This window comes from Pseudomonas sp. GL_135 (assembly GCF_057834665.1).
In genome coordinates, this window is sequence record NZ_CM174408.1 from 3,645,502 (window position 1) to 3,662,020 (window position 16,519).

A 16,519-nucleotide genomic window follows, 5' to 3' on the forward strand; every position below is an offset into this window, starting at 1 on the left:
GTCCTGCAATGCTAAGCGCCTTACCCCTGATTCGCGGCTTCTGGCCGCTGCGAGCGATCATCTTGAGCCTGACCCTGCTGTCATCCATCGCCCACGCCGGCACGCCCGTCGTGCTGCAGCGCCCCATCAGCCTGGACACCGGCAGCGGCGAGCTGTTCGGCACACTGCTGCTGCCCAAATCCGCGAAACCGGTGCCGGTGGTGTTGATCATCGCCGGATCAGGGCCGACCGACCGTGACGGCAACAACTCCGACGGCGGACGCAATGACAGCATGAAGCGTCTCGCCCTGATCCTTGCCAAGCACAACATCGCCAGCGTGCGTTATGACAAGCGCGGCGTCGCGGCCAGTCGCCCCGCTACACCAGACGAGCGCGATCTGAGCATCGAGAAGTACGTCGACGACGCCGTCGCCTGGGCGGCCAAGCTCAAGACTGACTCGCGCCTGGGGCCTTTGATTCTGATGGGTCACAGCGAGGGCGCATTGGTTGCCACCCTGGCAGCAGAACGTGCGGGCGCAGTGGCGTTGATCTCCGTCGCGGGCACCGGTCGCCCGGTGGATCAGGTGGTCCGCGAGCAACTGCAGGATCGCCTCCCTCCTCCGCTGCTGTCGCGCAGTGAGCAACTGATCGAAGAGATCAAGGGCGGCAAGACTGACAACGACGTGCCCGAGCCCCTTCAAGTGGTGTTCCGCCCCAGCGTGCAGCCTTATCTGATTTCACTGTTCCGGCAGAATCCGACGGCGGCGTTCGGGCAATTGAAAATCCCGACGCTGATCATTCAGGGGCGCAACGACATGCAGGTGGGCGTGGGCGACGCCGAGTTGCTGCACAAGGCCAAGCCCGACTCGCAACTGGCGATTATCGACGGCATGAACCATGTGCTGCGTATCGTGCCCATGGACATCAAGCGTCAGTTGGCGTCCTACAAGGATCCGCAGTTGCCGCTGGCCAGTGAAGTGACTGACCGCATCCTGAAATTCCTCGACTCGATCCCGGCCGCCTGAGGCCGGTGCTCTTCTCGTCGACGCGCGAGTCGACCCGCGATCCCTTCAGCTTCGTCATAAACGGCCGATAGCAGTCTGCTGGCATCGTGTGCCGGTGCCATGTGCCAGGCAATGTCGATAACAGGATCGCCGTGATGACAGAAGCAACCATGCAAACCGACGCGGTCGAGCCGACCGATGCCCAAGAAGGCGAAGTCGCCGCGCCTGTCTTGTGGGAAGAAGTACACGCCGAGCACTTCTCGATGCTGCGTCTGGCGCCGCTGCCAACCGATCGTGCAACCGGCGCCCGCCCGCTGCGCTTTGTCGAGTTCGGCAAGGCCGAGCGCCACAACAAGGAATTCAGCCTGCTGCGCATGAGCTACCAATTGCCGGGGCAGAAGACCCGCAAAGAACAGAATTGTCTGGATATCTGGGTGGATCACGCCAATCGCAGCGTTCGCGTGGGCCCGGCGTCCGGCCTGCAGATCGATCCATGGAACCGTGGCCTGGGCCGTTTCATGCTGGCTCAAGGCATTGCCTGGGCGCAGAAACGATGCGCCGAGTACAAGATTGAAGGTGTCGCGCTGGCGAACAAGGATGCACTCAACGAAGACACGCGCCTGCGTCGTGACCACTTCCTCAAGACCCAGGGTTTCGAAGTCGCCTACGCCGATGCCCAGCACCTGAAAGGCACCCTCAAGGACGCCAAGGTCGGCAACCTCAATAACACCTGGAATGCCGACAAAATCCAGATCGTGCAGATCCTCGACGCCGCGCAGATGCTGCAACAGGCCGAGCAGCGAATTCAGGAACAGGACGTCACGATCAAGAAGTCCGAAGACAAGGTCAGCAAATACCGCCGGGACGACAGCGGCTTGCGCTTCACCATCGCCTGCCTGGTCACGTTTGCCGTGTTTCAGGCCGGCCTGCTGATCTGGATTGCGACGCATCGGTGACCCGGCGTTAAGACGGGAAAGGCCGGTGTGCTCGCCATAAGATGCGCGTTATGAATGCCGACGCCTTCCCGGCTGAAGCCGGTCCTACAGTTGCATCCGGTCAGTGGGACCGGCTTTAGCCGGGAAGAGGCCCGTGTGCTCGCCATCAGATTTGCAGTGTGAATACCGACGCCTTCCCGGCTGAAGCCGGTCCTACAGTTGCATCAGGTCAGTGGGACCGGCTTTAGCCGGGAAGAGGCCCGTGTGCTCGCCATCAGATTTGCTGTGTAAATGCCGACGCCTTCCTGGCTAAAGCCAGTTCTACAGTTGCATCCGGTCAGTGGGACCGGCTTTAGCCGGGAAGAGGCGCGTGTGTTCGAAATCAGATTTAGGGTGTCACGACCGACGCCTTCCCGGCTGAAGCCGGTCCCACTATTTGACCGCATATCCATAGTGGGACCGGTTTTAGCCGGGAAGAGGCCCGCCGATTATCTGATTAGATCCGCGCTGCAAAGACGTCTTGATGATTGCGGCACTGGTCTGCCGTCAGCATGAACACGCCGTGGCCGCCACGCTCGAACTCCAGCCAGGCGAAATCCACTTCCGGGTACAGCGCTTCGACGTGAACCTGGCTGTTGCCGACTTCCACGATCAACAAGCCCTTTTCGTTCAGATGGTCCGCCGCCTGGGCCAGCATGCGCCGCACCAGATTCAATCCATCGTCACCGCAGGCTAGCGCCAACTCCGGTTCGTGCTGGTATTCGTCGGGCATGTCGGCGAAATCTTCGGCATCGACGTACGGCGGGTTGGACACGATCAGGTCAAAACGCTGACTCGGCAGACCGTCGAAACCATCGCCCTGCACGGTGTACACGCGCTGATCCACGCCATGGCGCTCAATGTTCTGATTCGCCACTTCCAGCGCCTCGAACGACAGGTCGGCCAACACCACTTCAGCGTCGGGGAACACGTCGGCGCAGGCGATGCCGATGCAGCCGGAGCCGGTGCAGAGGTCAAGAATGCGTGCCGGATCGCTGGCCAGCCAGGGCGTGAAACGCTGCTCGATCAGTTCACCGATGGGCGAACGCGGAATCAGCACGCGCTCGTCGACGATGAATGACATCCCGCAGAACCACGCCTCGCCCAGCAGATACGCCGTCGGCACGCGCTCTTCGATGCGTCGCTTGATCAAGTGCTGAACCGCCACCAGCTCTTCCTCTTCGAGGTTGCAGTCCAGATAGCTGTCGGCAATTTCCCACGGCAGATGCAGGGCGCCGAGCACCAATTGGCGAGCTTCGTCCCACGCATTGTCGGTGCCATGGCCGAAAAACAGGTCTTCCCCGTGGAAACGGCTGACAGCCCAACGGATATGATCGCGCAGGGTGCGCAGGCGGGAAGTGATCACGGCAGACTCCTTGAAAAAACGACGGGCGATTCTATCAGCCCTCCACGCAACAAACGATCCCGCACCGGGCGCGGCGGCCACGCGCAAAATTTTCCTCAGTCTTTGCCTCGTTTTGCAGGCACTATGACAGCAACCGCGACCTGCTCGACGGCTTGAAGCCCGGCAAAAAAGCGAGGCCTGTGAGCATGGCGATTCACAGAATCGCTCTGCCAGTGGACAATGTGGCAAAAGCCCCACTCGAAGGAGCCCCCCGATGTCTGTTCCAAACACTGGTCCGAAGACCATGTTTCAACTCAGTGGCCGCGAATACGCGGCGGCCACGTTGAGTAATGCCACACTGATCATCATCGATGCGCAGAAGGAATACCTCAGCGGCCCCCTCGCCCTGACCGGTGTTCAGGACGCCATCAATAACATCGTCAAACTGGTCGCCGCAGCCCGTGCAGCGAAGTCGCCGATCATTCACGTCCGCCACCTGGGCACCGTCGGCGGCATGTTCGATCCTCAGGGCGAGCGCGGGCAGTTCGTCCCCGAATTGCAGCCGCAGGGCGATGAAATCATCATTGAAAAACGTCTGCCCAATGCGCTGAATGGCACCGTTTCCACCGACGACCGCACCACCCTGCACAGCCTGCTGGAAAGCCGTGGCCGGCTGGATCTGGTGGTCTGCGGGTTCATGAGCCACTCAAGCGTCAGCACCACCGTGCGCGCGGCCAAGGATTACGGGTTTCGCTGCACACTGGTTGAAGACGCCTGCGCCACCCGCGACCTGCCGACCCCGAGCGGCGTCATCAAGGCCGAGCTGGTGCAGCAGGCGGAGATGGCAATCATGAACGACAATTTCGCCAAACTGGCGCTGACCAAAGACCTGATCTGATTCCTCCTCGACAGGAGCTGTTGCGACCGAGCTGACTGTGTGTGCCCTCGCACCGATCATTTTCCGGCAGTTCCTGTAGAAAAGGCGTACAAATGCAGTCGTCAGGCGGGGTAATCCTGCTCACCTGACCGCCTATCCGTTATCTACCCGTGATGCCCCTGAAACCTGACCAGGCGGGAACCACCCTACCCTGTGCTGGTCAGAGCGCCGATACCCATAGAGGAAATCGGAATGAAAATATCCGATGGTTTTGATGCCCGTCGCCTGCGTTCCAAGGGCCAGGGCAGCTGGCGGATGCGTATTATTGCTGCGATTTCGGCCGTCCTGGCCACCGCTGGCGTGCTGCTGGCAATGGCCGGCGTTGCCAGCCTGATCGGCAACCCTGTCGCGCTGGGCGAACTCAACGCCAGTCCGGCGGGCGCCGTGGTCACGGTCATCGTCGGTTTACTGATGCTCTACGTCGGCATCTGGTTCTGGCGCCGCAGTCGTCGTCGCCGTCGTCGTGCCGGCGAGCTGAACATGTCTCCCCACCTGATGAAGAAACACGACTGACCCTCGCGTCATCCGCTGCCGTTTAATCCCCGATAGTCTTAATCATCGATAGTCGCGCCGATTCCGGCGTGACGCGGTTAAACTGGCCCCCTTCGCGGAGACCACCATGCAAGACGACGATTTTTCCCTGTTCAGAAGTGAGATTCGCGGCGTAAAGCCGATCAAGACTGAACATGCGGACGTAGGAAAACCCAAAACCGACCGTAAGAACCTGGCCAAGCTGCGTCAGGCAGCCACCGTGCGCTCCGATGCGACGATTACCGTTGATGGTTTGTCAGACCAGTTCGTGATCGACGTTGGCCCTGAAGACACGCTGTACTGGGCGCGTGACGGGGTGCAGGAAGGCCAGATGCGCAAGCTCAAGCTTGGGCAGATCAGCTTCGAAGGCAGCCTGGACCTGCATGGCATGAGCGTCGAAATGGCGCGCGAGACGATGTGGGAGTTTCTGGCGGAAGCGGCCAAGCTGGAAGTACGTTGCGTGCGCATCACGCACGGCAAGGCCGTGCGGCTGGATGGCAAGCGGCCGATGATCAAGAGCCACGTAAATACGTGGCTGCGTCAGCATCAGCAGGTATTGGGATTTGCGTCGTGCATCGCCAAGCATGGCGGGGCCGGTGCGGTGTACGTGATCCTCAAGCGGACCATGATGGAAGGGCGTGACGAGTAAGGCAGGCGTTTGCCGACCAGTCCTTGTGGGTTGGCACTCCACTTTGCTCACGAAGGCGGCATTTCGACCCCTGAAAATTTAGCGGTTATCACGTCCTCTTCGCGAGCAAGGTGGAGCGCCATCCCGGTCGCTACCACCGCTCATTAAGCGCTTATCCGATCAACGCGGGCCAGAACCGCCCCCACCGCCACCGCCGCCACCCGGGCCGCCGCCTTCATAGTGACCACCGCCGCCACCGCCTCCATGCCCCCCGTGGCCTCCCCCGCCCGGGCCCCAGAACGGCCAGCATCCGGACATGGCCGACATCACCGCGATGACCATCGCGACTTTCGCTATACGACTCAACATTTCGATTTCTCTCTAAACGCGGGCTTGATCACAGGTATTCATCACCTGCTGCTTGAGACAGCACGCGTCCGTCAATCCGCGTCGCGGTTTGGTACCGGTCGCGTACCAAAACGGATACGCAGGACTGTGCTTTCCCAAGGGACCGAGCGCGAGCTTTCGGCACGGCGGCGCCATGCCGCAGGCCTCTCGGCCGCCTGCCGTACCCCTGCGCGCCCAGCTACGCTACTATGTGCGCCTTTGCAGGCCCGCAACCCTGCGTTTTTTGAACCCACACGGAACACACCCCTGTGACTCTGGAACAGAACTACACCGCCATCCTCGGTCAACTCGGCGAAGACGTCTCCCGCGAAGGCCTGCGCGACACCCCGAAACGTGCAGCCAAAGCCATGCAGTACCTTTGCCGCGGCTATGAGCAAACCCTCGAAGAAGTCACCAACGGTGCGCTGTTCAGCTCCGACAACAGCGAAATGGTGGTGGTCAAGGACATCGAGTTGTACTCGCTGTGCGAACACCATTTGCTGCCCTTCATCGGTAAGGCCCATGTCGCCTATATCCCGAGCGGCAAAGTGCTGGGCCTGTCGAAGGTCGCGCGCATCGTCGACATGTACGCCCGTCGCCTGCAGATCCAGGAAAACCTGAGCCGCCAGATCGCCGAAGCCATTCAGCAGGTCACCGGCGCGATGGGTGTGGCGGTTGTTATTGAAGCCAAGCACATGTGCATGATGATGCGCGGCGTCGAGAAGCAGAATTCGTCGATGATCACGTCGGTGATGCTGGGCGAATTCCGTGAAAACGCCGCAACCCGCACCGAGTTTCTCAGCCTGATCAAGTGATCCCGGCATCCTGAAGGCCGCAGCATCAGGCTGCGGCTGTCTGGCGGCGCGTGCCGCCGAGTGAGGTTTTAGCGTGTTGATGAAAGCAGTGAGAGTCGGTCTCGGCCAGCTCGTGATCGCGGGCGATTTCCTGACCCGGCCGAGCAAGAAGAAGCGTTCTCCCGAAGCCCAGGCTGCCGTCGATGCGTCGGCCAAAGCGCTGACGCTGTATCAATTCCACGCCTGCCCGTTCTGCGTGAAAACCCGCCGGGCAATGCGCCGTTTGAACGTGCCCGTGGCCCTTCGTGATGCGAAGAACAACGAGCCGGACCGCCAGGCACTGCTCAGCGGCGGCGGCCGGATCAAGGTGCCTTGCCTGCGGATTGAGGAAGAAGGTCAGACGGTGTGGATGTATGAATCGAAGGTGATCATTGATTACCTCGAGAAGCGATTCGCCGCTGTTTGATGTAGGTCTCCACCTTGTGGGATCGGGGCTCCACTCGTCCTCTCGGCCATTTCGCAAAACCTGTGGGAGCGAGCTTGCTCGCGAAGGCGGTGTATCTGCCGATGGGGATTCAGCGTCTTGACTGGCCTCTTCCCGGCTAAAGCCGGTCCCACATGATCGGCGATCGGCTCACTATCTCAGCCATCCCGCAAAGCCTGTGGGAGCCAGGTCAACTCACGCTCTCAGGCATTCCGCAAAACGTGTGGGAGCCAGCTTGCTCGCGAAGGCGGCGTGTCTGCCGGTGGAGATTCAGCGAATGCCACGCCCTCTTCCGCGTTTACTTCGGGCAGCCTTCCTGGCGACACGCCGTATATGCCTTCAACTGCTCAACCCGCACTTTGGTCTGGGCTGACAGGCACTGCGCCTGAACCAGCGGCCACATGCTTCCGCCGTCCTCCCGCTTGCCGGCCTGATACTGGCAATCGGCGTCACGGAACGCGATCCACTTCTTCTGCGCATCCTGCAGCGCTTTCTTGCGTGCCGGCGTCTTCAGGTAGCCCATCTGCGTGTTGTATTGAGTGTTCAACTCCGCGTCCAGCACGGCGTACTCTTTGCTCGCGCACTGATTCATCGACGCCTGATTGGCGTCGCAGTCCTGAGCCTGGGCCGAGCAACCGATGCCCAGCGCCATCAGCATGCCGACCGCGATCATCCTGTACTGCATGTCTCATCTCCTTTTAATGAACAGCGCCAAACATCAGTCCAGCATGCCGACATAACCCGGTTGCTGCTTGACCCGCGCGAGCCAGGCTTGAATAGCCGGGAACTGCGCCAGGTCGAAGCCGCCCTGATCGGCCACGTGAGTGTAGGCATACAGCGCAATGTCGGCGATGGAGAAACTATCCCCTACCAGAAACGGCGTGCGCAGCAACTGCTGCTCCATGACTTTCAGGGCCTTGTTACCGCGCCGGTGCAGCGAGTGGTATTCCTCCATCCGCTCCTCCGGCAGCCCCAGGTAAAACTGAATGAAGCGCGCCACCGCCAGGGTCGGCTCATGGCTATATTGCTCGAAGAACTGCCACTGCAGCATTTGCGTGCGCAGGCGCGGCTCGGTCAGCAGGTAAGGCGTGCCTTCGGCGAGGAAATTGAGAATCGCGTTGGACTCCCACAAGCAGGTGCCGTCTTCGAGCTCAAGCACCGGGATCTTGCCGTTCGGGTTCTTCGCCAGAAACGCTTCGGTTTCGGTCTCGCCCTTGAGAATGTCCACCGGTACCCACTCGTATTGAGTGCCGAGCAGGTGGAGCATCAGCTTGATCTTGTAGCAGTTGCCCGAGTTGTAATCGCCGTAAACCTTGTACATCAACCCTCTCCCCTCAATCGTGTGCCGTCAGTCGTGCCGGTGGTGCGTGTGCGCAATGTATCAGGCCGCCTGTGAAAGCTGTGTGTGCCGAATGACGGCGGCCAGTCGTTTCAAGCCTTCGTCGAGGCGCTCGGGGTCGATGTGACTGAAGTTCAGCCGCAGATAACCCGGGTTGGCGTCCGGATCGGCAAAAAACGGCTCGCCCGGCATGAACGCCACGTTCTGTTCCAGAGCGCTGTCGAGCAAGGTGCGGGTGTCGATTTTGTGCTTAAGCGTCAGCCAGAAAAACAGGCCGCCCTGGGGGCTGTTCCATTCCGCCAGATCAGCGAAGTGCCGCTGCAGCGCGGCCTCGAACGCATCGCGACGGGTGCGATAGAAGCTACGCAACTCCAGCAGATGCTGCTCGTAGTGCTCACTGCCGATCCACTGCAACGCCTGCCACTGGCCCACGCGATTGGTGTGCAGATCCGCCGATTGCTTGAGCTTGAGCAGATGGGGGAACAGGTCGGGCGTGGCGATCAGGTAGCCCACGCGCAACCCCGGCATCAGGGTTTTCGACACGGTGCCGGTGTAGATCCAGCTGGCTTTTTTCAGGCGGCTGACGATGGGCCGGGCACTGCCGCCGTCAAACGTCAGCTCGCGGTAAGGCTCGTCTTCGATCAGGGTGACGCCGAATTCATCGAGCAACGCCGCCACCGCATCCCGCGCGGTTTCGCTGTAACGCACCGCCGACGGATTCTGGAACGTGGGAATCAGGTAGGCGAACGACGGCGAGTGCTGCTCCAGTCGCTGACGCAGCGCGTCGAGGTCCAGGCCTTCGGCGAGCAGCGGCACGGTCAGGCAGTCGGCGCCGAACAGTTGGAAAATCTGCAGCGCGGCGAGATAGGTCGGCGCTTCGAGCAGGATCTCGGTGCCCTTGTCGATGTACAGCTTGGCGGCCAGGTCCAGCGTCTGCTGGGAACCGCTGACGATCATCACCTGACTCGCGTCGCAGTCGATGCCCAACGCCCGCGCCTGGGCGGCCAGCGCCTCACGCAGCTGCGGCTCGCCTTCGCTCATGCCGTACTGGCCGATGCTGCGCGGCATCTCAGACCATTCACTCTTCGGCAACATGGCTTCGGCCGGCAATCCGCCCGCGAACGACATCATTTCCGGGCGCTGGGCGGCGGCGAGGATTTCGCGAATCAGTGAACTCTTCAAACGGGTAACGCGTTCGGAAAATGGCATCGGATCACCGCTGGCGGAGAGAAAGGAGAATACGTCAAACTGCTTGACCGAAATTACGATGCCGCACACGGATACGTCAATATGCTTGACCTTAAAAACTCATCGACCCAGCAAATTGCCATGGAAGCGTTTTTCTTCGGCTATCAGGCGTTCACCGCCAAGGCCGATGAAATGCTCGACCGTCGTGGCCTGAGTCGGGTGCACCAGCGCATCGTGTTTTTCATCGCCCGCTATCCGGGCCTGAGCGTGAAGGAGCTGCTCGGCAAGCTCGGGGTGAGCAAGCAGGCGCTGAACACGCCGCTGCGGCAGTTGATCGAGATGGAGCTGGTGCTCAGCGTCGCGCCCGAGGACGACAAGCGTAAGCGCCTGCTGGAGCTGACCGCCGAGGGACGCAAATTCGAAGAGTCCCTGCGCCGCGAGCAGGTCAAGCTGCTGCAGCGGGTGTTCGCCGAAGCCGGACGCGAAGCGGTGGATGGCTGGATGGCGGTGAATCAGGCGTTGGGCAACACGATGACCCGCGGCTGACCCGCCGGTTTACAGACCGCGGCCGAAACTGTGCCGACCATTGCGCCGATGGCTGTATCGCAACGGGGCATGGCCACTGCGTATAGGCTGGCGGTTCTGTTCAACCGTTGCGCCAAGGATAGACCCGCATGACTGACGTGCCCCTCGCGCCATTGCGACCGCTGACCGACTCCTCGCCCTCCGCCATCGTCGCCGGCTTCATCGCCATGATGACCGGCGTCACCAGTTCGCTGGTGCTGATGTTTCAGGCCGGTCAGGCCGCCGGGCTGACTTCGGCGCAGATTTCCTCGTGGATCTGGGCGCTGTTCATGGGCATGGCGGTGTGCAGCATCGGCCTGTCGCTGCGCTATCGCTCGCCGATCACCGTGGCGTGGTCGACGCCGGGCGCGGCGTTGCTGATCACCAGCTTGGGCGGTGTCGCTTACCCCGAAGCGATCGGCGCGTTCATCACCTGCTCGGTATTGGTGATCATTTGCGGCGTGACCGGCAGCTTCGAACGGCTGGTCAAGCGCTTGCCCACCTCACTGGCAGCGGCATTGTTGGCGGGCATTCTGTTCAAGATCGGCAGCGAAATTTTCGTCGCCGCGCAACACCGCACCGGCCTGGTGCTGGGCATGTTCTTCACTTACCTGATCGTCAAACGTTTCTCGCCACGCTACGCCGTGCTGGTGACCTTGCTGGTCGGCGTCGCGCTGTCGGGCATGCTCGGCCTGCTGAATTTCAGCGGCTTCGCCCTGGAAGTGGCGATGCCGGTCTGGACCACGCCTTCGTTCTCTATCGCGGCGACCGTCAGCATCGGCATTCCGCTGTTCGTCGTCGCCATGACCTCACAGAACATGCCGGGCGTTGCGGTCCTGCGCGCGGACGGCTATCAGGTGCCGGCCTCGCCCCTGATCACCGCCACCGGGATCATCTCGCTGATCACCGCGCCCTTTGGCGCTCACGGCATCAACCTCGCGGCCATCAGCGCCGCCATCTGCACCGGCCCCCACGCCCACGAAGACCGCGACAAGCGCTACACGGCGGCGATCTGGTGCGGGATTTTCTACGCCATCGCGGGGGTGTTCGGCGCAACGCTGGCGGCACTGTTCGCGGCGTTTCCCAGGGAACTGGTGCTGTCGATTGCTGCTCTGGCGCTGTTCGGCTCAATCATCAATGGCCTGACCGTGGCCATGAACGAACCGAAGGAACGCGAAGCGGCGCTGATCACCTTCATGGTCACAGCGTCAGGCCTGACGCTGTTTTCCATCGGTTCGGCGTTCTGGGGGATTGTTGCGGGTGTTTTGACGCTGCTGATTCTCAACTACCGCAAATGATTGATCGCGGCGTTCCACTCTTCTGCAGGAGCGCGCTTGCCCGCTATTCGCGGTGAGTCAGGCGATATCGAGTGCAGCAGGCAGATCCCGTTCGCGGGCAAACGCGCGCTCGTCAAATATACCAACGCCGCCGATGTATCTGGCGACCTACGGATTGTGGGAGCGAGCTTGCTCGCGAAAAGGCCGGGACATGCGCTGAGTCTTCAGTGGCTGAAATGCCGTCTTCGCGAGCAAGCTCGCTCCCACAGGAATTGTGTTTGCAGCGCCACAGCGCGGCTGTATGAACGATGGAGATCATCCCCAGGTTGCACGTTGGACCGGGTTCGAGGGTGGACCTCAGCGACGACTGAACTGCAAATGCGCGGGATCATGTTTTGGTCGAGTTGGCGGAGGGCGGCTTGCCAAGCCCCGGCTCATAACCTGAAATGCCCCACCATGCCTTTCAATTCCATGCCCAGCGACGCCAGTTCGATGCTGGAAGCCGCGTTGCCCTGCATCGCCAGCGCGGACTGATCGGCACTCGCGCGGATACTGGTGACGCTGCGGTTGATCTCTTCCGCCACCGAGCTCTGCTCTTCCGCCGCGGCGGCAATCTGCTGGTTCATCTGCTGAATCATCGACACCGCCGCGGCAATGCTGCCCAGCGCGCTCTCGGTCTGCAGCGCATCGCTCACCGCCAGTTTGACCAGCTCGCCGCTGCTCTGAATCTGCGCCACTGACGCCTGAGCACCACTTTGCAGTCGGCTGACCAGCCGCTCGATTTCTTCCGTGGACTGTTGCGTGCGTTTGGCCAGCGCGCGGACTTCATCGGCCACCACCGCAAAGCCCCTACCCTGCTCACCCGCCCGTGCCGCTTCGATGGCCGCGTTCAGTGCCAGCAGGTTGGTCTGCTCGGCGACGCTTTTGATCACGCCAAGCACTGTGCCGATGTTCTGGATTTCCGCGCTGAGGTTCTCGATCGAATCGCTGGCGGAACGGGACGACGACGCCAGTTGCTCAATCCGCTGCATGCTCTGGCGCACCACGGCCTGGCCCGAGTCGACCTTGGTGTCGGCGGTCTGCGCCGCGAGCGCCGCCTCTTCCGCATTGCGTGCGACGTCGTGAACGGTGGCAGTCATCTGGTTCATCGCCGTCGCCACCTGCTCGGTCTCTTCTTTCTGGCTGCTGACTTCCAGATTGGTCTGCTCGGTCACCGCCGACAGTGAATGGGCGGACGTCGCCAACTGCTCAATGCCCGCCTGCAGGCCGCTGACGATCGTGCTCAAGCCGGCGCCCATCTGCTGCATCGCTTGCATCAACTGGCCGATTTCGTCCTTGCGGGTGACATTCACGGTGCGGCTCAGGTCGCCGGCCGCGATCCGCTGGGCCGTGGCAATCACGCTGCGCAGCGGCGCGACGATCAGGCGCGTCATCACCAGCGCCGCGATCAGACCGACCACCAGCGCCAACACGGACGAGCCGATGATCATCATCGAGTTGGCCTGCAACTCGCTCTGCATCGACTGGCCTTCGGCGTCGTAGGCCGGATTGACCTGCTGCACCACGGCTTTGGCGTTGCTCGCCAGTTGCTGCGAGACCTTCGCTTCCGACTCCAGCAGCCCGGTGTATTCGTTGAGTTTGTCGCTGAAGTTGCTGATGTGCCCGCCCACCTCGGTCAGCACCGTGAGGTAACCGGCGTCCTTGATCACGCCCTTGAGCTGCTCGGCCAGTTCCTGCGCCTGCACCGCCTGCTCGATCTTGCCGGTCTTGACCTCCTCGCCCGAGCCGGTCTTGCGGCTCTTGTCGAGGCGCACCCGGGCCTCGTCCATGGCCTGCATCATCAGTTTCGAAACCTGGCTGACCTGACCGGCCTGCTCGATAAATTCCGCACCCTGCTGACCCTGGGAATCTTTCAGCGTGTAGGCACCGTCGTCGGCCAGCCCCGCCTGCAACACGTCGAGGTTATTGGCGACGCTGGACACCGACCAACTGGCCATTTCCAGCGCCAGGTCCTTGCTCTGACTGATGCTGACGAACTCGTCGAAGGAAGCGCGATAGGCCGCCAGTGCCTGCTGCACCTGGCCCATTACCTGCTCGTTGATCGGCGCGTCGGCCTTGAGCTGCTGCGCCTGAACATTCAGCCCGTCGAGCCCGGCGTGAACCTGATCGACCACCTTCGGATCGCCGTGTAAGGCGTAATCCTGCTCCAGCAGCCGCACGCGATTCACATCGCTGTTGAGTGCGGTCATCGCCTTAAGGCTGTCGAAATGCGCGCTGATCGAGCGCAACGACCAGACCCCAATGGCCGCGACCAGCGCCGTCAGCAGAAGCACCAGCACGAACCCGATGCCCAGCTTCTTGGCCATCCCCAGATTGGCGAAACGCGTCTTCACGGCAGACATCATCAGTTTCCGCTCCACAGCTTGAGGGCGCGCATGGCAAAGCCATCCGCGCGCGGCCAGTCAATATCCGTGGAGATTCGCAATGCCAAAGGGGCAAAACAAGGTGTTGGCGCCTGAATGATGGCAAATAGCTAGAGCAAGGTCGCTTACAGAACGGTGATCGTCGTACTAGCGCGTGGCCGGGGCCACCGTCAGCGTGCCCGCCTCAGTGTCGAGCACCGCACGAGTGCCCAACGCCACCGCCAAGTTGCGGTCGCCATGGCCGATGGACAGACCGCCCAGGACCGGAATGCCCAGATCGCCCAAGCGCTCAATCAAGACATCGGGCGGCCGGATCGGGTTATTGCCGTGACCCGGCTCGCTGAACTGACCCAGCGCGATGCCGCCGAGCCGTTGCAGAATCCCGCAATTGAGCAGATGGGTGATATTGCGATCAACCCGATACGCCAGCTCGCCGACGTCTTCGAGCAGCAGGATTGCGCCTTCCAGATCAGGCATGAACGGCGTGCCGATGCAGGTGCTCAGCATGCTCAAGTTACCGCCAAGCAAGATGCCCTCCACCGTTCCCGACGTGCGCACGGTGAAAGTGGGCTCTGCCCGGTCTGCATGGATGACGGAAGGTTCGGTGCTTATCAATGCGTGCTTGAGCGTGCTGGCAAAGATGCCGCCTTTTTCCAGCTGCGCCGCAACTGGGCCGTGAACTGTGGCGAGACCGGTGTGGGTCCAGAGTGCGGCGTGCAAGGCGGTGATGTCCGAGAAACCGACCACCAGCTTCGGGTCGCGAAGCACGGCGTCGTAGTCGAGTTGGCCGAGGATGCGTTGAACGCCGTAGCCGCCACGGTTGCACAGCACGGCACGGATTTCGGGGTCGGCCAGGGCGTCGTTCAGGTCGGAAATGCGATCGGCGTCGGTGCCTGCCAGGAATCCGATGTTGTCCAGTGCGTGGGGGTAGACGCGGGGGCGTAATCCCCAGGAGGTTAGCTCCCGCAAGGCTGCTTCCACCCGGGCTTCGGCGACTGGTCCGGCTGGGGACACCAGCGCCACGGCGTCGCCAGCGCGGAGGACTTTAGGGTGAAGGGTTGGGCGGGAGGCAGGCATTTTTTGGGGGCTCGGCGGGGTTTTGTGATGGGTGCAATGTAGAGCACTGGGGGGAGTGAATCCAGTGGGGGTGTTGTTGTGGTGTGTAGAACCTGCTGGAGACGTCGTTGCGAATTTGCGGGCGCGAGCTGTAAATTTTTTTGGTGAATCGAAGCTGTTGATGCGTGCATTGAAGATTCGCCTAACGCGGCTTTGTTGCGGTGATATATGGTGTGGCGGGCCGAGATTCTCCATATCCATGTGCCGACTGGTAGCTAGTGGGCAATGGCGCATCCCAGATGACCGGCTGGCACATGCTGCGCAGCTGCGTCGCGACCCATATACGGGTGGCAGCTATCTACCCAAAGCGATCATTCAAAAGCCTACGAAAGTGGGTGGGATGCAGTTCGTCCCTGAAATACTCCGTTGGATATCGCTATAGCCAATCGCAGCATGCTACATCGAAAGTCACACACCATCTGGCGACTGTTCGCACCAATGCGTACGAAGAGAGCATTAGCACCAATTCATGCCGTTTATGGTTTAGCGACTCGCGGCGAAAAATGATGGGCATAGGCCAGTTAAAGACTGGACCTAAAAGCAAGCAGTCTCTACACTCGGCTCGGATACATTAATCTTGGGCTGCGCTTCAAAAAATAGAACTCCACAGACTTTGGCTTGACGAACATCAGGAGTGGCAATGGCTAATACAGTTCTTTATGGAAATGGTTTAAACAGACCTTCAAATAATGCCGTTAGTTGGGATGACTTACTGGATGATCTTAAGGGTTCGAATGGTTTCGATAACGGTCGACTGCCATATACCATGGTGTATGAAAGGATCTTTATGGGAAAGCATAAGGCGAACGAAAAACACGAATTCGATGAGCTGGATCTGAAAATAAAAATCGCTAGCGCTCTTGCAGAGCAGGAGCCGAATGAGATCTTCGAATTCCTAGCGAGTATGAATTTTGAGAACTATCTTACGACAAATTATGACTATGCTTTCGAAAAAGCACTGGGTGTAGCGCCGGAATTATTAAGCACTGAAGAAATCTACAGCTTGCGAAGGAAACGCAGATACAAGATTGGTGATAACGTAAAACAGCTCTGGAATATTCATGGCGAGATTGATAACCCTAAATCAATTATGCTTGGCTTAGACCACTACTGCGGATCACTAAGTAAAATAGACTCTTATGTCAAAGGCACCTACAAGCACGCCGTTGACGGGAAATCGGTTCAAGTTGAGCCAATGAAAGACAAGCTGAGGGATCAAGAGTTTTGTTACTCGTCTTGGGTCGATTTATTTTTTTCCTCGAATGTCCACATAATCGGTTTTGGCATGGATTATAGCGAGACAGATCTATGGTGGCTATTAAACAAAAGAGCTCGGTTCGCCGCCCAAAATCTTGTAAATAATGAAGTCTATTTTTACTCCCATTACTTGGATGATGAAAAAAAAGGCCTGCTTGAGTCCTTTGGGGTTAATATCGTACTGACAGAGATTCTTAGTGGCGATTATAAAAGCATGTATAGAACCGCTATTGAAAAAATGCTTCCTTCATGGGGTTCAGTGCGAGCGGCATAAAAAATGGTGTCGAATTAC

Annotated in this window: 17 protein-coding genes and 1 pseudogene; 10 read left to right on the forward strand and 8 right to left on the reverse strand. The window is 60.2% G+C overall.

Translation table 11 applies throughout. The annotated features are described in order from the left end of the window. The first annotated feature begins 8 nt into the window (after positions 1 to 8). Positions 9 to 1,004 carry an alpha/beta hydrolase gene (locus AC3ISG_RS16235; protein ID WP_489297438.1) on the forward strand — a complete coding sequence of 332 codons (996 nt, stop codon included), beginning with the start codon at positions 9 to 11 and terminating at the stop codon, positions 1,002 to 1,004. A gap of 134 nt (positions 1,005 to 1,138) precedes the next feature. Continuing rightward, positions 1,139 to 1,939: a hypothetical protein gene (locus tag AC3ISG_RS16240; RefSeq protein ID WP_122535156.1), complete on the forward strand. Its 801-nt coding sequence runs from the start codon at positions 1,139 to 1,141 to the stop codon at positions 1,937 to 1,939. 475 nt (positions 1,940 to 2,414) lie between these two features. Here the strand turns inward: AC3ISG_RS16240 and prmB are convergent, their stop codons facing one another. Next, positions 2,415 to 3,323, reverse strand: a complete 909-nt coding sequence (gene prmB, locus AC3ISG_RS16245; protein ID WP_489297439.1) for a 50S ribosomal protein L3 N(5)-glutamine methyltransferase — start codon at positions 3,321 to 3,323, stop codon at positions 2,415 to 2,417. A gap of 253 nt (positions 3,324 to 3,576) precedes the next feature. On the opposite strand from prmB, the gene AC3ISG_RS16250 reads away from it, so the two are divergent. The 3 genes from AC3ISG_RS16250 (at position 3,577) to AC3ISG_RS16260 (ending at position 5,419) form a co-directional block, all read left to right on the forward strand. Next, a complete protein-coding gene (locus tag AC3ISG_RS16250; protein WP_122535153.1) occupies positions 3,577 to 4,200 on the forward strand; it encodes a cysteine hydrolase family protein in 624 nt (207 codons plus the stop codon). 231 nt (positions 4,201 to 4,431) lie between these two features. Then, a complete protein-coding gene (locus tag AC3ISG_RS16255) occupies positions 4,432 to 4,752 on the forward strand; it encodes a hypothetical protein (RefSeq protein ID WP_122535152.1) in 321 nt (106 codons plus the stop codon). A gap of 106 nt (positions 4,753 to 4,858) precedes the next feature. Beyond that, complete coding sequence (locus AC3ISG_RS16260; protein ID WP_065989376.1) at positions 4,859 to 5,419, forward strand: Smr/MutS family protein; 561 nt, start codon at positions 4,859 to 4,861, stop codon at positions 5,417 to 5,419. Between the two features lie 159 nt (positions 5,420 to 5,578). Here the strand turns inward: AC3ISG_RS16260 and AC3ISG_RS16265 are convergent, their stop codons facing one another. After that, positions 5,579 to 5,767: a hypothetical protein gene (locus AC3ISG_RS16265; protein WP_489297440.1), complete on the reverse strand. Its 189-nt coding sequence runs from the start codon at positions 5,765 to 5,767 to the stop codon at positions 5,579 to 5,581. 287 nt (positions 5,768 to 6,054) lie between these two features. Between AC3ISG_RS16265 and folE the strand changes: the two genes are divergently transcribed. Together folE and AC3ISG_RS16275 are read left to right on the forward strand one after the other, a co-directional pair. Next, positions 6,055 to 6,600, forward strand: a complete 546-nt coding sequence (gene folE, locus AC3ISG_RS16270; protein WP_122535150.1) for a GTP cyclohydrolase I FolE — start codon at positions 6,055 to 6,057, stop codon at positions 6,598 to 6,600. Positions 6,601 to 6,679: 79 nt separating this feature from the next. Beyond that, a complete protein-coding gene (locus AC3ISG_RS16275; protein ID WP_122535185.1) occupies positions 6,680 to 7,045 on the forward strand; it encodes a glutathione S-transferase N-terminal domain-containing protein in 366 nt (121 codons plus the stop codon). 316 nt (positions 7,046 to 7,361) lie between these two features. Here AC3ISG_RS16275 and AC3ISG_RS16280 read toward each other — a convergent pair whose 3' ends face one another. From AC3ISG_RS16280 to AC3ISG_RS16290, 3 genes are read right to left on the reverse strand one after another with little or no spacing between them, the layout of a single operon-like run. Continuing rightward, positions 7,362 to 7,748 carry a lysozyme inhibitor LprI family protein gene (locus AC3ISG_RS16280; RefSeq protein ID WP_489297441.1) on the reverse strand — a complete coding sequence of 129 codons (387 nt, stop codon included), beginning with the start codon at positions 7,746 to 7,748 and terminating at the stop codon, positions 7,362 to 7,364. 33 nt (positions 7,749 to 7,781) lie between these two features. After that, complete coding sequence (locus AC3ISG_RS16285) at positions 7,782 to 8,384, reverse strand: glutathione S-transferase family protein (protein WP_122535146.1); 603 nt, start codon at positions 8,382 to 8,384, stop codon at positions 7,782 to 7,784. Between the two features lie 60 nt (positions 8,385 to 8,444). After that, positions 8,445 to 9,611, reverse strand: coding sequence for an aminotransferase-like domain-containing protein (locus AC3ISG_RS16290; RefSeq protein WP_489297442.1), 1,167 nt, complete (start codon positions 9,609 to 9,611; stop codon positions 8,445 to 8,447). An 81-nt stretch (positions 9,612 to 9,692) separates the two neighbouring features. On the opposite strand from AC3ISG_RS16290, the gene AC3ISG_RS16295 reads away from it, so the two are divergent. Continuing rightward, complete coding sequence (locus AC3ISG_RS16295) at positions 9,693 to 10,136, forward strand: MarR family transcriptional regulator (protein WP_074892802.1); 444 nt, start codon at positions 9,693 to 9,695, stop codon at positions 10,134 to 10,136. A 128-nt stretch (positions 10,137 to 10,264) separates the two neighbouring features. Then, complete coding sequence (locus tag AC3ISG_RS16300; RefSeq protein WP_122624139.1) at positions 10,265 to 11,452, forward strand: benzoate/H(+) symporter BenE family transporter; 1,188 nt, start codon at positions 10,265 to 10,267, stop codon at positions 11,450 to 11,452. A gap of 413 nt (positions 11,453 to 11,865) precedes the next feature. Here AC3ISG_RS16300 and AC3ISG_RS16305 read toward each other — a convergent pair whose 3' ends face one another. The 3 genes and pseudogenes from AC3ISG_RS16305 to AC3ISG_RS16315 form a co-directional block, all read right to left on the reverse strand. Beyond that, positions 11,866 to 12,747 carry a methyl-accepting chemotaxis protein gene (locus AC3ISG_RS16305; RefSeq protein WP_420793079.1) on the reverse strand — a complete coding sequence of 294 codons (882 nt, stop codon included), beginning with the start codon at positions 12,745 to 12,747 and terminating at the stop codon, positions 11,866 to 11,868. Beyond that, positions 12,727 to 13,836, reverse strand: a pseudogene (locus AC3ISG_RS16310) (HAMP domain-containing protein); the annotation flags it as partial. The gene AC3ISG_RS16305 and the pseudogene AC3ISG_RS16310, both read right to left, overlap by 21 nt. A 165-nt stretch (positions 13,837 to 14,001) precedes the next feature. After that, the gene (locus AC3ISG_RS16315) at positions 14,002 to 14,931 is read right to left on the reverse strand and encodes a S66 peptidase family protein (protein ID WP_489297443.1); all 930 of its coding nucleotides are present in this window, start codon (positions 14,929 to 14,931) and stop codon (positions 14,002 to 14,004) included. Positions 14,932 to 15,610: 679 nt separating this feature from the next. Here AC3ISG_RS16315 and AC3ISG_RS16320 point away from each other — a divergent pair. Further along, positions 15,611 to 16,501, forward strand: a complete 891-nt coding sequence (locus tag AC3ISG_RS16320; RefSeq protein ID WP_489297444.1) for an SIR2 family protein — start codon at positions 15,611 to 15,613, stop codon at positions 16,499 to 16,501. Positions 16,502 to 16,519 lie beyond the last annotated feature (18 nt).

What these genes read in the sequence shown, in the direction of transcription:
- AC3ISG_RS16235 (WP_489297438.1), top strand. Translation starts at nt 9, where the DNA reads ATGCTAAGCGCCTTACCCCTGATTCGCGGCTTCTGGCCGCTGCGAGCG.
- AC3ISG_RS16240 (WP_122535156.1), top strand. Translation starts at nt 1,139, where the DNA reads ATGACAGAAGCAACCATGCAAACCGACGCGGTCGAGCCGACCGATGCC.
- AC3ISG_RS16250 (WP_122535153.1), top strand. Translation starts at nt 3,577, where the DNA reads ATGTCTGTTCCAAACACTGGTCCGAAGACCATGTTTCAACTCAGTGGC.
- AC3ISG_RS16255 (WP_122535152.1), top strand. Translation starts at nt 4,432, where the DNA reads ATGAAAATATCCGATGGTTTTGATGCCCGTCGCCTGCGTTCCAAGGGC.
- AC3ISG_RS16260 (WP_065989376.1), top strand. Translation starts at nt 4,859, where the DNA reads ATGCAAGACGACGATTTTTCCCTGTTCAGAAGTGAGATTCGCGGCGTA.
- AC3ISG_RS16265 (WP_489297440.1), bottom strand. Translation starts at nt 5,767, where the DNA reads ATGTTGAGTCGTATAGCGAAAGTCGCGATGGTCATCGCGGTGATGTCG.
- AC3ISG_RS16275 (WP_122535185.1), top strand. Translation starts at nt 6,680, where the DNA reads ATGAAAGCAGTGAGAGTCGGTCTCGGCCAGCTCGTGATCGCGGGCGAT.
- AC3ISG_RS16280 (WP_489297441.1), bottom strand. Translation starts at nt 7,748, where the DNA reads ATGCAGTACAGGATGATCGCGGTCGGCATGCTGATGGCGCTGGGCATC.
- AC3ISG_RS16285 (WP_122535146.1), bottom strand. Translation starts at nt 8,384, where the DNA reads ATGTACAAGGTTTACGGCGATTACAACTCGGGCAACTGCTACAAGATC.
- AC3ISG_RS16290 (WP_489297442.1), bottom strand. Translation starts at nt 9,611, where the DNA reads ATGCCATTTTCCGAACGCGTTACCCGTTTGAAGAGTTCACTGATTCGC.
- AC3ISG_RS16295 (WP_074892802.1), top strand. Translation starts at nt 9,693, where the DNA reads ATGCTTGACCTTAAAAACTCATCGACCCAGCAAATTGCCATGGAAGCG.
- AC3ISG_RS16300 (WP_122624139.1), top strand. Translation starts at nt 10,265, where the DNA reads ATGACTGACGTGCCCCTCGCGCCATTGCGACCGCTGACCGACTCCTCG.
- AC3ISG_RS16305 (WP_420793079.1), bottom strand. Translation starts at nt 12,747, where the DNA reads ATGCAAGCGATGCAGCAGATGGGCGCCGGCTTGAGCACGATCGTCAGC.
- AC3ISG_RS16315 (WP_489297443.1), bottom strand. Translation starts at nt 14,931, where the DNA reads ATGCCTGCCTCCCGCCCAACCCTTCACCCTAAAGTCCTCCGCGCTGGC.
- AC3ISG_RS16320 (WP_489297444.1), top strand. Translation starts at nt 15,611, where the DNA reads ATGGCTAATACAGTTCTTTATGGAAATGGTTTAAACAGACCTTCAAAT.